Below are 14,791 nucleotides of genomic sequence, written 5' to 3'. Positions count from 1 at the left end.
CTTCCTGGCTCAAATACCCATGACGGGACAGAAGGCGCCCGCCCCTGCACCTCGGGCGGCGCGAGGACTGCTCAGCCCTCGGCTTTCTTCCCGAGATGCTTTCTCAGCCGCGAGGGCGTCTTCTTCTTCCTGGCCTTGAACGGGTTGCGATCGCCCTGACCGCGGAAGGTCAGCCGGATCGGCGATCCCGGCATGTCGAAATCCTCGCGCAGCCCGTTGACCAGATAGCGACGATAGCTTTCCGGCAGTTTCTCGGGCAGGGAGGCCATCACCACGAAGGCCGGGGGCCGGGTCTTGACCTGGGTCATGTAGCGCAGCTTGATCCGCCGCCCGCCCGGGGCCGGCGGCGGGTGCATCTCGATCATGCCCGCGAGCCAGCGGTTGAGCCGCGCGGTCGGCACCCGACGGTTCCAGACCGTATAGGCCGAAATCACCGCATCATGCAGCCGGTCGAGCCCGCGCCCGGTCAGCGCCGAGACCGTCACCAGCGGCGCGCCGCGCAGCTGCGGCAGAAGCCGGGCGAATTCCTCTTTCAGCGCGATCAGCTTGTCCTGCCGGTCGGTCTCAAGATCCCATTTGTTGACGGCCACGACCACCGCGCGCCCCTCGCGCTCGGCCAGATCCGCGATCCTGAGATCCTGCGCCTCGAACGGGATCTGCGCATCGAGCAGCACAACCACCACCTCGGCGAATTTCACCGCCCGGAGCCCGTCCGAGACCGACAGTTTCTCCAGCTTGTCCTGAACCTTGGCGCGCTTGCGCATGCCGGCAGTGTCGAACAGCCGGACCGGCGTGCCCTGCCAGTCCATCGACAGCGAGATCGAATCGCGGGTGATGCCCGCCTCGGGGCCGGTCAGCAGCCGGTCTTCGCCGAGAATGCGGTTGATCAGCGTCGACTTGCCGGCATTGGGCCGGCCGACCACCGCAACCTGAAGGGGCCGCGCCGCGGTCGGCATCCGGACCGGCGCCTCCATGTTCTCGTCATCGTCTTCCTCATAGAGGTCGACGTCGATCTCGGGGGCGGCCTCGGCATCGAGCTTCGCCTCGGCGGCCTCGATCAGCGGCGCCAGCACGGAATGCAGCTCGGCCATGCCCTCGCCATGCTCGGCCGACAGGCGCAGCGGTTCGCCCAGACCAAGCCCATAGGCCTCGAAAAAGCCCGCATCCGAGGCGCGGCCTTCGGACTTGTTCGCGGCGAGAATCACATGGGCGGATTTCTTGCGCAGAATGTCGGCGAAGACCTCGTCGGCCGCCAGCACGCCCGCGCGCGCGTCGACCAGGAAGAGGCAGGCATCGGCCATGCCGACCGCGCGCTCGGTGAGCTTGCGCATCCGGCCCTGGAGGCTTTCGTCGGTCGCCTCTTCCAGACCGGCCGTATCGATCACGGTGAAACGCAGATCGCCCAGCCGGGCCTCGCCCTCGCGCAGGTCGCGGGTGACGCCGGGCTGGTCGTCGACCAGCGCGAGGCGCTTGCCGACCAGACGGTTGAACAGCGTCGACTTGCCGACATTGGGCCGTCCGACGATGGCCAGGGTAAAGCTCATGGGTCTCTCCGAACCGGATCAGAGCGCCCGCCTACACCATCCCGGGCCTAGCGGAAAGCCTCGAGTTCCCCGCGCTCGGAGAGCACGTAAAGCGTTCCGCCCGCCACAACCGGCCGCGAGGCGGCGCCGCCGGGCAGGTCGATCTCTGCCAGAAGCGCGCCCGAGGCCGGGTCGAAGCCCCTCAGCCAGCCATCATCCGAGGCCAGCCAGATCCGCCCGCCGGCCAGGACCGGCCCGTAATGGGCATAGACGGCCTTGAGCTTCTTGGGCTTCTTCTTGGTGAAATAGGGCAGATCCACCGACCAGATCCGGCTGCCATCGGAGGCATCGAGCCGGACCAGCTTGTCCTGATCGGTCATGAAGAACACCGAGCCGCGGACCAGAAGCATCGCGCCGTAAGCCCCGTCCTCGGCGGTCCAGATCCGTTCGCCCGAGTTGACGTCGAGCGCGACCGAACGGCCCGACTGGTTGCCCGCGTAAAGCACATTGCCCGCCACGACCGGATCGCCGGTGATGTCGGTCACCGAGGCATAGACCGCACCGCGGCGCTGACCGGCCAGCGCCGTGCCCCAGACCCGCACCCCGCTTTGCCGGAGCGCCGCAACCAGATCGGCCGAGCTGAACGGGAAGATCGCAAGCCGCTCGGTCACCGCAGGCGCGGCACCGCCCAGCATTCCGGCGGGCGCGGGCGTGCCCGGGATCTGCCATTGCACACGGCCATCGGCGGCCGAGATCGCCCAGGCGCGGTTGTCGCGGCTGACGAAATAGACCATGCCGTCGCGATAGGTGGGCGGGGCCGAGATCGCGGCATCGGCCTTCTGGGTCCAGAGCTCGTCGCCGGTCGCGGGATCCAGCGCGATGAGCGTGCCATAGCCCGTGGTGGCGAAGAGCCGTCCGTCGCCATAGGCCAGCCCGCCACCGCTGACATCCTTGCCGCGCTTGCCCTCGGGCCGCAGGTCGGCCTTCCACAGCACCTTGCCATCGGCCGAGACCGCCGCAGCCTGGCTGCGCGCGTCGAGCGTGTAGATCACGCCGCCCGCCACCACCGGCGGCGCGGTGATGCGGTAGCGGCGGCTGTTGCCGGCCCCGATTGAGGTCGACCAGATCCGCGCGGGCTGGGCCGACAGCGCGGCATGCGGGGTCAGATGTTCGGGATTGCCGCCGAGCTGAGGCATGTCGGGCACCGCCTGCGGCGCCGGCAGCGAAATCGCGCGCTCGGTTCCGGACGGGTCCGGCTGCGCGGCCTCGAGCCCCAGCGCCTCGCGTACCCCGAGGCGCTCGCCGGGCAGGATTTCCTCATCGCTGCCGCAGCCCGCAACCAGGGCGATCAGCGCGAGAACGCTCGTTACTTGGCCGAATTTCACTGTCGCTGTCCCCTTGATCCTGGGCCCGTCTTTTATGGCTGCCCGCCCCTGCCCGGCCTCAGCCTGCATCCTGCGATCCGCCAAGCGCCACAATCAACTGACTGGCGCGCCGACGCAAGTCCGCGCTGGCCTCGGCATCCTGAAGAAGCCCGCGCAGGCGATCGAGCGCGGCTTCGGTCCGGCCCGCCTCGATCTCGGCATAGGCGATCTGTTCGAGCACCAGCGGACGGAACGGACGCCCCGGTCCGGCCAGCGGTTCGAGCGCCGCGATCCGCCCCTCGGGCGGCATCTCGCGACCGCGCAGCAGAACGAGCTTCAGCGCTGCGAGGTCTGACATGTAGGGCGGCAGGCCATTGTCGGAGGCGACGGCCTCGAGCCGCTCGGTGGCCGCGATCCGCGCGGCGGCATCCGGGGCCTCGGAGGCGGCAAGAAGCGCGACCAGCGCGCCCGCCTCGCCATCGGCCTCGATCCCGGCCAGCGCCTGCGCGCGGGCGGCGGAATCCTGGATGTCGAGCGCCTCGAGAATACGGTCGCCCAGCGCCTGGGCATCGGCCTGGCGCTGCGCCAGGTCCCATTCGCGCCAGCCGGCACCGCCGACCAGAATCAGGATCGCGAGCGCCGCGATCCAGCCATAGCGGCGCATCCAGGAAAACAGGCGGTCGCGACGGACCTCTTCGGTCACTTCCTGGATGAAACTGTCGGGATTGGTCATGGGCGTCTCGGCGGTCCGGCTGCTTGGGCTCTGCTGGCGCCTGTCTTAGCGCAGCACCAGGCGCTTTGCAAAGCCCTGCAACTTTGGCTGCGGGCAGGGTCCGGAGCGCTTGTACGTCCCGGCGGTTTGACAGTACGATCAGGCACGACGGGGACGGCCGCCGGACCGGCCCGCAAAGACCCCGCCAGAGCCGCCGGCCCGAGCGGGAGCGATGATGGCGGCGATGGCCCGGCCCGGGCTCTGCCAGGACGGGCCGTCGTGCATCGGAACGAGAAAGGCAAGCCCGCCCATGCGTTGGATCTCGATGCTCACCGCCCTTCTGGTGACAGTGTCATTCTACATGCTGATGATGGAACGCCCGCATGTGATGGCGTTTGCCAGGGTCGAGCCGGTCAGCGCCGCACCCGACCCGGCCGCGGGCGACGGGGCGGCGCAGGCGGTCTCGGTCGTGGTCATCGACAGCAAGGCGCGGCCGGTGCGGGGCGGCGTAAGGCTTCGGGGCGAGACCGAGGCCGCGCGCAGCGTCGCGATGCTGGCCGAGATCGACGGCCGGGTGATTTCCGAGCCGCTCAGGAAGGGCAGCTCGGTCGCCGCGGGCGAAACGCTTTGCCGGATCGAGCCGGGGACGCGGCCGGCGGCGCTGGCCCAGGCCCGCGCGCTTCTGGCCGAGGCCCGCGCCCGCCTGCCCGAGGCTCGCGCCACCGTGGCCCAGGCCCGCGCGCAGCTCGACGAGGCCGAGATCAACGACCGGGCCGCGCAGCGGCTGTCGCGCGAAGGCTATGCCTCCGACACCCGGGTGGCGGGGACGGCCGCGGCCGTCTCGACCGCCGAAGCGGCCGTCGCCTCGGCCACCGCCGGGCTTGAAGCGGCCGAAACTGCCCGCCGCACCGCAGAGGCCCAGGTCAGGACCGCCGAGATCGAGATCGAGCGGCTGACCATCACCGCCCCCTTCGCGGGCGTGCTCGACGAGGATACCGCCGAACTGGGAGCCTTGCTGCAGCCCGGCTCGACCTGCGCCACGGTGATCGCGCTCGACCCGATCCGGCTGGTGGGGGCCGTGCCCGAGACCGATGTCGACAAGATCCGGCCCGGTGCGCCCGCGATCGGCCAGCTGGTCTCGGGCCGCGGGATCGAGGGAAAGGTCTCCTTCGTCGCCCGCATCAGCGATCCTGTCACCCGCACCTTCCGGGTCGAGGCCGAGGCCGCCAATGCCGAGGGCACGCTCCGGGCCGGGCAAAGCGTCGATATCCTGATCGCGGGCCCCTCGCGCGACGGCCATCTGGTGCCGCAATCGGCACTGACGCTCGACGATGACGGACGGCTGGGGCTGCGACTGGTCGACGAGGACAGCCGCGCCCGCTTCGTCCCGGTCGAGGTGATCCGCGACACGCCCGAGGGCATCTGGATCTCGGGGCTGCCCGACGATGCCCGGGTGATCGTGGTCGGCCAGGAATTCGTCGCCGACGGCACCCCGGTCGAGGTCCATCGCCGCGAGCCGCCGCAATGACCGGTCTCGTCGACTGGGCCGCGGCCCGCGCGCGCATGGTCGTGGCCTTCGTGCTGATGTCGCTGGTCGCGGGCGCATTGGCCTATGTCGAGCTTCCCAAGGAGGGCGAGCCCGATATCGAGATCCCGGCCCTGTTCATCTCGGTCCCCTTCCCCGGCATCTCGGCCGAGGATTCCGAGCGGCTTCTGGTCAAGCCGATGGAAACCGAGCTGTCCGATCTCGACGGGCTCGACAAGATGTGGGCCACCGCAAGCGAGAACTATGCCGGGATCGCGCTCGAATTCGAATTCGGCTGGGACAAGACCAAGATCATCGCCGATGTGCGCGACCGGATGAACAAGGCCGAGGCCGATTTTCCGGCCGGCTACGAGACCTACACGATTTCCGAGATCAACTTCTCGAAATTCCCCATCCTCGTCGCCAGCCTCTCGGGCACGCTGCCGGAACGCACGCTGGTGCGCGCGGCCAAGGATCTGCAGGACCGGCTCGAGGCGCTCGATCCGGTGCTCGAGGTATCGATGGCCGGTCAGCGCGACGAGATGCTCGAGGTGATCCTCGATCCGCTCAAGCTCGAATCCTACAACGTGACGGCGCAGGAACTGGTCAATGTCGTCACCGCCAACAACCGTCTGATCGCGGCCGACGAGATCGAGACCGCGCAGGGCGCCTTCGCGCTCAAGATCCCGGCCTCGTTCGAAAGCCCGCAGGATGTCTACGATCTGCCGGTCAAGGTGAACGGCAACCGGGTGGTGCGGCTTGGCGATCTGGCGGAGATCCGGCTGACCTTCGAGGACCGCAACTCGACCGCGCGTTTCAACGGCGAGCAGACGCTGGCGCTGCAGGTGGTCAAGCGCAAGGGCTTCAACATCATCGACACCTCGCGGCTGGTGCGCGAGGAGATCGAGAAGGCCCGCGCCGAGTGGCCGCCCGAGCTGCGGCAGGCGATCGTCGTCACCACCTCGAACGACCAGTCGAGCAATGTGGAATCTATGGTCAGCCAGCTCGAGGGCTCGGTGCTGACGGCGATCGCGCTGGTGATGGTGGTGGTTCTGGCCTTTCTCGGCACCCGCTCGGCACTGCTGGTGGGCTTCGCGATCCCGACCTCGTTCCTGTTATGCTTCGTGCTGCTGGCGATCCTCGACGTGACGGTGTCGAATATCGTCATGTTCGGGCTGATCCTCGCGGTGGGGATGCTGGTCGACGGCGCCATCGTCGTGGTCGAATATGCCGACCGCCGGATCGCCGAGGGCACCGGGCCGATGCATGCCTTCGCCGAGTCGGCCAAGCGGATGTTCTGGCCCATCGTCAGTTCGACCGCGACCACGCTCTGCGCCTTCCTGCCGATGCTGTTCTGGCCCGGCGTCGCGGGCGAGTTCATGGGGCTGCTGCCGGTCACGCTGATCTTCGTGCTGTCGGCAAGCCTTGTGGTGGCGCTGATCTACCTGCCGGTGCTGGGCGGGGTGGCGGGCCGGTTCTCGCGCGTCCTGTCGCGCATCAGCGCGAAGCTGAGACCGCAGCCCAGGCCGCTCCGGATCGGGCTGATGGCGCTGGCGCTGGCGACGGCCTTTCTCGGCCTGATGCGGATGCTGAACCCGGCCTATCCGGCGCCGGGTCCGGCCAGTTCCGGGGCGCTCGGGATGCTGCCCGGGATGGTGCTTTTCACGCTGGGTCTGATCGGCTGTTCGCTGGCGGCGAACGCGCTCCGGCGCGCGCGGCCCGAGCCGGTCGGGGCGGGCCACCGCCGCACGCTCTTCGGCCGGCTGATCCGCGCCATCGCGGGCAATCCGGTGATGCCGCTGGTGACGGTCGCCGCGGTCGGCGCCTTCGTCGCCGGGGTTTTCGTCTATTACGGCAAGCACAATAACGGGGTCGAGTTCTTCGTGAAGACCGAGCCCGAACAGGCCATCGTCTATGTCCGGGCGCGCGGCAACCTGTCGATCGGCGAGAAGGACGAGATGGTGCGGGCGGTCGAGCGCGTCGTACTGGCCGAATCCGGGGTCGCGAACGTCTTCTCCTTCGCCGGAGAGGGCGGCCTGAGCCAGAACACGGGCGGGGCGAGCCCGCCGCTCGACACGATCGGCCAGGTCCAGATCGAATTGCAGAAATGGCGGGAGCGGGCCGGGAACCCAGAGCTGAACGGCACCCGGATCCTTGAACGGATCGGGCGCAAGCTGGACCGGATCCCCGGCATCCGCACCGAGATCCTGAACATGGCCGATGGCCCCGCCTCGGCCAAGCCGGTGCATCTGAGCCTGAGGGGCGAGAACTGGGACGATCTCCGGACCGCGACCCGGATCGTGCGCGAGCGCTTCGACCAGACCGAGGGATTGCGCGACATCGAGGATACGCGGCCGCTGCCCGGGATCGACTGGAAGATCGATGTCGATACCGAGGAGGCCGGCCGTTTTGGCGCCTCGGCGGCGCTGGCGGGCCAGATGGTGCAGCTGGTCACCCGCGGCGTGCTGCTCGACACGATGCGGGTGCCCTCCTCGGACGAGGAGATCGACATCCGGGTGCGTCTGCCCGAACGCGACCGCCTGCTATCGACGCTCGACAACCTGAAGGTGCGGACCGAGCTCGGGCTGGTGCCGCTGTCGAATTTCGTGACCATCAATCCGGTGCGCAAGATCGGGCGGATCGACCGGGTGAACGGCAAGCGCTATTTCGACGTCAAGGCGGCGGTGGCGGACGGGCTGACCACGGCCGAGGGCCAGCCGATAAATGCCAATGAGCGGATCGCGACCCTGACCGGCTGGCTCGAGACCGCGCCGCTTCCGAAGGGGGTGAGCTGGGAATGGACCGGCGATCAGGAGGATCAGGCGGAAAGCACGGCCTTCCTGTCGAAGGCCTTCACCGCCGCGCTGGGGCTGATGTTCATCATCCTGCTGGCGCAGTTCAACAGTTTCTACAATTCGGTGCTGGTGCTGCTGGCGGTGGTTCTGTCCTCGGCGGGCGTGCTGATCGGGATGCTGGTGATGGGCCAGCCCTTCTCGGTGATCATGACCGGGACCGGCGTGGTGGCGCTGGCGGGGATCGTCGTGAACAACAACATCGTGCTGATCGACACCTATCAGGACTATGCCCGCTACATGCCGCGGATAGAGGCCATCGTGCGCACCTGCGAGGACCGCATCCGCCCGGTCTTCCTGACCACGGTCACGACCATGGCGGGCTTGCTGTCGATGATGCTGGGGGTCAGCTTCGACTTTGCCAATGGCGGCTATACGCAAGGCAGCCCGGCCTCGCTGTGGTGGACCCAGCTCGCGACGGCGGTGGTCTTCGGGCTGGGCGTCGCGACGGTGCTGACGCTGATCTTCACGCCCTCGCTTCTGGCCCTGCGCGAATGGGTGCGGGCGGGCGCCTATGGCTCGCTGCACCGTCTCGCGGCGCTGAGCGCAGGCCCGGGCAGCCGCGCCGCCCGCGACCTCGCGCTGAGCCGGGCCGCCGCGCGGCAGGACCCGCCCGAGATCATCTGGAGCGAGGCCCCCGGACCGACACCGCCCTCCGGGCAGGCCGCCGAGGATGGCAAGGACGGCAAGGATGGCGGCGGGAAGGGATTGCGCGCCGCCGAATAGCCCCCCCCGGCCGCCCGTTCCTGAGGGTGGCCTCGGATCGCAGGCCGGCGCGTCATGGGTATTTGAACCAGGAAGAAGCAGCGCGTCTCCGGTCCCCGGGGGGAAGGCCGTATCCCGGGCCCGGCGCCCCGGGCTCATTCGGCGGCGATATCGTCGTCCTCGCCCGCCTGCTGGCGCTGCCACATCGCGGCATAGCGGCCGCCCTGGGCCAGAAGCCCGTCATGGGTGCCGCGCTCTACCACATGGCCGTCCTCCAGCACCACGATCTCGTCGGCATCGACGATGGTCGAGAGCCGGTGGGCGATGGCGATCACGGTGCGGCCCTCGCCCATCGCCTTGAGTTCCGACTGAATGCCCGCCTCGGTCTCGGAATCGAGCGCCGAGGTGGCCTCGTCGAGCAGCAGGATCGGCGGGTTCTTCAGAAGCGTCCGGGCGATGCCCACGCGCTGTTTCTCGCCGCCCGAAAGCTTGAGCCCACGTTCGCCGACGAGGGTCTGATAGCCCCTGGGCAGGGTTTCGACGAAGTCGTGGATCTTGGCGGCGCGGGCCGCGGCCTCGATCTCGGCAGGACTCGCCCCGGGGCGGCCATAGGCGATGTTGTAAAGGATGGTGTCGTTGAACAGCACCGTGTCCTGGGGCACCACGCCGATGGCGCGGTGCAGGCTGTCCTGGGTGATCTCGCGCAGATCCTGCCCGTCGATCGCCACCCTGCCCCCGGTCACGTCGTAGAACCGGAAGAGCAGTCGCCCGATGGTCGACTTGCCCGCGCCCGACGGCCCGACGATGGCCACCTTGCGCCCGGCCGGAACCGAGAGCGAGACGCCCTTGAGGATCGGCCGGCCGGGGTCGTAGCCGAAGTGCACGTCGCGGAACTCGACCGCGCCGCCCGTCACCTTCAGCGCGGGCGCGCCGGGCCGGTCGGTCACCTCGGCGGGCTGTTCCAGAAGGGCGAACATGTCGCCCATGTCGATCAGGCTTTGCCGGATCTCGCGATAGACCGCGCCGAGGAAATTCAGGGGCGCGGTGATCTGGATCATGTAGGCGTTGACCATCACGAAATCGCCCACCGTCAGCTTGCCCGCCTGCACCCCCAGCGCCGCCATCACCATCACCGCGATCATGCCCGTCGTGATGATCAGCGCCTGGCCGAAATTCAGGAGCGACAGCGAATAGGAGGTCTTGATCGCGGCATCCTCATAGCCCGCCATCGCACGGTCGTAACGCTCGGCCTCGCGCGCCTCGGCGCCGAAATACTTGACCGTCTCGAAGTTCAGCAGGCTATCGATGGCCTTCTGGTTGGCATCGGTATCCTGGTCGTTCATCCGGCGGCGGATCTTCACCCGCCAGTCGGTGACGACGAAGGTAAACTTGACATAGACCGCGATCACCGCCGCCACGACCGCGAGATACCAGAGATCGAAGGCCAGCGCGAAGACGATGCCGACCATGACCAGCTCGACGATCAGCGGGCCGATGCTGAAGAGCAGGAAGCGCAGCAGGAACTCGACGCCCTTCACGCCGCGCTCCATCACCCGCGACAGCCCCCCGGTCTTGCGCGAGATGTGATAGCGCAGCGACAGGCGGTGGATATGGGTGAAGGTTTCCAGCGCCAGCCGCCGGAGCGCGCGCTGACCGACCCGGGTGAAGATCGCGTCGCGCAGCTGCTGGAAGCCGGTATTCATCAGCCGCGCCATGCCATAGGCGACGGTCAGACCGACCGCGCCCACCGCCAGCAGAAGCGTGTCGTCACGGACCTCGCCGGTCAGGCTGTCGACCGCGGCCTTGTAGAGAAAGGGGGTCCCGACCGAGACCACCTTGGCCAGCAGAAGGGCGGCCATCGCCAGCACGACGCGGCGCTTGACCCAGCCCTGACCCTGCGGCCAGAGATAGGGAGCGACCTTGCGGATCGTGCGCATGCCCTGCTCGCTGTCGAATTGCGACAGGTCTGCGGTTGTGGGACGTCTGCCACGGCGCATCGAAGAACGACCTTCCTAAGGGGAGCGCGGCCGACCCTAGCGCCGAAGGCCGGAAAAGGCCAGAGATGCGGGCAGCACTCGGCCTCTACTCGGGGCGCGGAAGGTCGAAGATCTGGCCCGGGTAAATCAGGTCGGGATCGCTGATCTGGCCGCGATTGGCCTCGAAGATCTTCACATATTGCATGCCGCGGCCATAGGTGCGGTCGGCAATGCCCCAGAGCGTATAGCCGGGCTGAACGGTGATCACCCGGGCCCCCACCGCGTCCCCGGGGCCTGCAGGCGGCGGCTGGACAGCGGCGATCTCTTTGGCGATCTCTGCGGCGGGCTCGCGCTGGAACGGGGTCTCGATCCGCGCAGCGACGCTGCCATCGGCGGCCAGAAGATCCGCCCTGAGGACATAACGACCGGCCGCGATGCCGGGCGCGTGGAAGCTCCAGCGGCCGGCCTCGTCGATCCCGGTCTCGGCCAGCGGCGCATTGTCGATATAGAGCCGCAGCGCTGCCCCGGGCCGGCCGTGCCCGGCAAGGCGCACGGCCCCGCGGGCATCATAGGAAATCGCATCGAGCGTCACACCGGAAACCGGCGGGGTCTCCTTTGAATGCGGAGGCTCGAGCAGGCGCACGCCTTCGGCATCCGAGATCAGGATGGCGGCGGCGGGCCCGGCCGGGGGCGGCCCGATCTGCGCAGAGGACGGCGCGGGCCTTTGCGAAGACCCCGGCGCTTCGGGCGGCGCATCCCCGGACCCGGGCGCAGCGACCCGGGCAGGCCCGGCGGCGGGAGCAGAGAGGTCGGGGGCGAGGATGACCGTCGCCTCGGAAGCGGTCCGGCGCCCGTCGGGCCCCAGCATCGCAAGCGAGATCCGTCGCGCCTCGGCGCCTTGGCCGAGATCGAACAGGACCGCGAAACCGCCCTCCGCATCGGCCTCGGTGCGGGCGGCCTCGCGTCCCTCGACCAGCACCGCGACGACACTGCCCGCCCCGGCCCGGCCCGAGACCAGCGCCCCGCCCTCGGGCGTGACACGCACGACATCGAAGGCAGGCGGCGCGGGGACGGGCGGCACCTGCGGCGGCACCGCCTCGGAGCGATCACCCGCGCCCGCTGCGGGGGCCTCGGCCCCGGGAATTTCAGCCTCGGGATTTCCGGAGCCGGGAGTGTCGGGTCCGGGAGTGTTTGGCTCGGGGGCATGACCGGCCGCAGCCGGTGACGTCACGGCCGCGTCGCCTTCTGCCTGCGGCCCTTCCTTCTTGCGCTCGTCGTCGCGACCGAGGAACCAGGCGGCGACCATGAGAACCAGCGCCGCCTCGCCGCCGAGGATGACCCAGCTCCAGACCGATCCCCGGCCCGATAGAAGGCCCGATCCCCGGACAGATTCCCTGCGCGCGCTGTCGGGCATCGCCCCTCCTCCCCCGCATGGGCCGCGCTGTGGCCCGATACCTTGCGGGACCATATCAACCCCGGTATCACGGGTCCAGAAACCCGATCTGCAGGCATGCCATGACCCTTCAAAACCACTCGATCTGTGTCTTCTGCGGCTCACGCGACGGCGGCCGCCCGGCCTATGCGGCCGAGGCCGAGGCGCTGGGCCATGCCATGGCCGAGGCGGGCTGGCGGCTGGTCTATGGCGCGGGCGATGTCGGGCTGATGGGCCGGGTCGCGCGCTCGGCACAGGCCTCGGGCGGGCAGACCTTCGGCGTGATCCCCGTGCACCTGCTTGACCGCGAGGTCGGCAAGCGCGACCTGTCCTCCTTCATCGTGACCGAGAACATGCATGAGCGGAAGAAGGTCATGTACATGAATTCGGACGCAATCGTGGTGCTGCCGGGCGGGGCCGGGTCGCTTGACGAGTTCTTCGAGGTGCTGACCTGGCGACAGCTCGGGCTGCATGCCAAGCCGATCTACCTGCTCAATACCGAAGGCTTCTGGAACCCGCTGAGCGCACTCATCCATCACTTCATCGACGAGGGCTTCGCAGAACCCTCGCTGGCGGGCTATGTCCGCATGGTGCCCGACGTGCCCGCGCTGATGGAGGATCTGCGCGCCGCCCTGTCCAGCCGCAGGCTTTCGGCCGAGTAAAGCGCAAGCGCCGTCCAGATCAGGGCGAAGGCCAGGATGTGCCAGCCGGTGAAGGGCTCGCGGAAGACCAGCGTCGCCACCAGAACCTGCAAGGTCGGGTTCAGATACATCACGAGCCCCACGGTCGCGAAATTCACACGCTTGGTGGCATAGCTGAACAGCATCAGCGGCACCGCCGTCAGCGGCCCGGAAAAGACCAGAAGCAGGCTGTCGCCGAGATCCTGGCCGAAGGCGCCCAGCGCCCGGCCGGTCAGCCCGGTCCAGTCCGCGACATGGACGCCCCAGAGCCAGACCAGCGCCAGCGGCAGCAGCAGCACGACCTCGGCGGTGACCGAAACGACCGGCCCTGCCGGCACGCCGCGCTTGGCCAGCCCGTAAAGCACGAAGGTGACTGCAAGCGCCAGCGACATCCAGGGCGCGACGCCAAGCCCCCAGGTCAGCGCGGCAACGGCCACGGAGGCAAGGCCCACCGCGCCCCATTGTAACGCCGAGGGCCGCTCGCCCAGCACCGCGAAGCCCAGCGCCACCGCGACCAGCGGGAAGATGTAATAGCCAAGGCTCGCCTCGACCGCATGGCCGATCTGGATCGCGTAGATGAAGAAGAACCAGTTGGTCGAGATCATCACCGCGGCCGCCGCCACCAGCCAGAGCGCCCGGGCCTGACCGAAGAGCCGCCACAATTCGCCGAGCCGCCCCTGCAGCATCAGCACCAGCCCGAAGAAGACCAGCGACCAGATCGTCCGGTGGCTCAGCACCTCGAGCGGCGGGACATGGGCCAGAAGCTTGTAATACATCGACGAGAGGCCCCAGATCACCGAGGCCCCCACCATCGCCAGAACGCCCTTCGCGGCCGGGCGCAGCGGGCTCATCGAGACGCCATGAAGCGGGCGAGCCGGGCAAGGCCCTCCTCGATATCGGCGGTCGAGCGGGCATAGGAAAAGCGCAGCGTAGCCGCCCCGCGCTCGGGATCGAAATCGAGCCCCGGCGTCACCGCGACACCGGCCTTTTCAAGGATCTCGGCGGCGAAGGCGCGGCTGTCGGTCGTTAGATCCGAGACATCGGCATACACGTAGAAGGCGCCGTCGGGCGGTGCGATCCGGGTGAAGCCTGCCTTGGGCAGCCCTTCCAGCATCAGCGCGCGGTTCTTGCGGTAGACGTCCATGTTGGCCTGAAGCTCGTCGCCGCAATCGAGCGCCGCCAGCGCCGCGACCTGGCTGGCATGGGGCGCGCAGATGAAGAGGTTCTGCACCAGACGCTCGACCCGGCGGATATGATCCTCGGGCACGACCATCCAGCCGACCCGCCAGCCGGTCATCGAGAAATATTTCGAGAAGGAGTTGATGACATAGGTCTCGTCGGTGATCTCGAGCGCACTCACGGCTTTGCGCTCGTATTCGATGCCGTGATAGATCTCGTCCGAGATGAAGGCTGCGCCGCGGGCATGGGCCGCCCCGATCAGCGCGCCCAGCGCGTCGCGGTCGAGCATCGTGCCAGAGGGGTTGGCGGGCGAGGCCACCAGAAGCCCGTCGAGGTCTTCGGGCAGATCGTCGGGCACCGGCTGCAGCCGGTGCTGGGTCTCGGTCCGGATCATCACGGGTTCCAGCCCCAGCGCCTTCAGGATCGCCTTGTATGAGGGATAGCCCGGCGCGCCGATCCCGACCCGGGCACCGACATCGAAGAGCGAGGTGAAGGCCAGCGTGAAGCCGCCCGAGGAGCCCGGTGTCACCACCACCCGCTCGGGGTTCAGATCGACCCCGTACCAGTCGCGGTAAAGCGCCGCGATCCGGGCACGCAGCGCGGGCAGGCCAAGACCAAGGGTATAGCCCAGCGGGCTTTCCTCCATCGCGCGGGCCAGCGCCTTGCGGGCCGCGGCGGGGGCGGGCGTGCCGGGCTGGCCCACCTCCATGTGGATGATTGTCCGCCCCTCTGCCTCGGCACGGGAGGCGGCCTCCATCACATCCATCACAATGAAGGGATCGACCTCGCCCCGGCTTGAAACCTTCATGCCCGCCTCCTTAGGGTGCCTGCCAGTTGCAGGCT

The 14,791-nt window shown here is 68.7% G+C and carries 11 protein-coding genes; 3 read left to right on the top strand and 8 right to left on the bottom strand.

Features of this window, described 5'->3' with window-relative positions:
- Positions 1 to 71 precede the first annotated feature (71 nt).
- The 4 genes from der to B5V46_RS20175 form a co-directional block, all read right to left on the bottom strand.
- The gene (gene der / locus B5V46_RS05530) at positions 72 to 1,544 is read right to left on the bottom strand and encodes a ribosome biogenesis GTPase Der (protein ID WP_080615665.1); all 1,473 of its coding nucleotides are present in this window, start codon (positions 1,542 to 1,544) and stop codon (positions 72 to 74) included.
- A gap of 47 nt (positions 1,545 to 1,591) precedes the next feature.
- Complete coding sequence (locus tag B5V46_RS05525; protein ID WP_231119245.1) at positions 1,592 to 2,908, bottom strand: PQQ-binding-like beta-propeller repeat protein; 1,317 nt, start codon at positions 2,906 to 2,908, stop codon at positions 1,592 to 1,594.
- A 58-nt stretch (positions 2,909 to 2,966) separates the two neighbouring features.
- Positions 2,967 to 3,620, bottom strand: coding sequence for a tetratricopeptide repeat protein (locus tag B5V46_RS05520; RefSeq protein ID WP_080615663.1), 654 nt, complete (start codon positions 3,618 to 3,620; stop codon positions 2,967 to 2,969).
- A 138-nt stretch (positions 3,621 to 3,758) separates the two neighbouring features.
- Entirely contained in the window at positions 3,759 to 3,932 is a 174-nt protein-coding gene (locus tag B5V46_RS20175) for a hypothetical protein (protein ID WP_196774415.1), read from the bottom strand.
- On the opposite strand from B5V46_RS20175, the gene B5V46_RS05515 reads away from it, so the two are divergent.
- Entirely contained in the window at positions 3,925 to 5,127 is a 1,203-nt protein-coding gene (locus B5V46_RS05515; protein ID WP_231119244.1) for an efflux RND transporter periplasmic adaptor subunit, read from the top strand. The genes B5V46_RS20175 and B5V46_RS05515 overlap by 8 nt on opposite strands.
- The gene (locus B5V46_RS05510) at positions 5,124 to 8,702 is read left to right on the top strand and encodes an efflux RND transporter permease subunit (RefSeq protein WP_080615661.1); all 3,579 of its coding nucleotides are present in this window, start codon (positions 5,124 to 5,126) and stop codon (positions 8,700 to 8,702) included. Before B5V46_RS05515 ends, B5V46_RS05510 begins: the two co-directional genes overlap by 4 nt.
- 134 nt (positions 8,703 to 8,836) lie before the next feature.
- Here B5V46_RS05510 and B5V46_RS05505 read toward each other — a convergent pair whose 3' ends face one another.
- Both B5V46_RS05505 and B5V46_RS05500 read right to left on the bottom strand, forming a co-directional pair.
- Entirely contained in the window at positions 8,837 to 10,618 is a 1,782-nt protein-coding gene (locus tag B5V46_RS05505) for an ABC transporter ATP-binding protein/permease (RefSeq protein ID WP_231119288.1), read from the bottom strand.
- A 145-nt stretch (positions 10,619 to 10,763) separates the two neighbouring features.
- Positions 10,764 to 12,071, bottom strand: coding sequence for a LysM peptidoglycan-binding domain-containing protein (locus tag B5V46_RS05500; RefSeq protein WP_080615659.1), 1,308 nt, complete (start codon positions 12,069 to 12,071; stop codon positions 10,764 to 10,766).
- A 101-nt stretch (positions 12,072 to 12,172) separates the two neighbouring features.
- On the opposite strand from B5V46_RS05500, the gene B5V46_RS05495 reads away from it, so the two are divergent.
- Positions 12,173 to 12,751, top strand: coding sequence for a TIGR00730 family Rossman fold protein (locus B5V46_RS05495; protein ID WP_080615658.1), 579 nt, complete (start codon positions 12,173 to 12,175; stop codon positions 12,749 to 12,751).
- Here the strand turns inward: B5V46_RS05495 and rarD are convergent.
- Both rarD and B5V46_RS05485 read right to left on the bottom strand, forming a co-directional pair.
- The gene (rarD, locus tag B5V46_RS05490) at positions 12,667 to 13,620 is read right to left on the bottom strand and encodes an EamA family transporter RarD (RefSeq protein ID WP_080615657.1); all 954 of its coding nucleotides are present in this window, start codon (positions 13,618 to 13,620) and stop codon (positions 12,667 to 12,669) included. The two genes, B5V46_RS05495 and rarD, sit on opposite strands and share 85 nt — an antisense overlap.
- Complete coding sequence (locus B5V46_RS05485) at positions 13,617 to 14,756, bottom strand: pyridoxal phosphate-dependent aminotransferase (protein ID WP_080615656.1); 1,140 nt, start codon at positions 14,754 to 14,756, stop codon at positions 13,617 to 13,619. Before B5V46_RS05485 ends, rarD begins: the two co-directional genes overlap by 4 nt.
- Positions 14,757 to 14,791: the final 35 nt, after the last annotated feature.

This window comes from Rhodovulum sp. MB263, assembly GCF_002073975.1.
GTDB lineage: Bacteria > Pseudomonadota > Alphaproteobacteria > Rhodobacterales > Rhodobacteraceae > Rhodovulum.
Note: the sequence above shows the minus strand (reverse complement) of the source record. Positions and strands in the feature narration are given on the sequence as shown.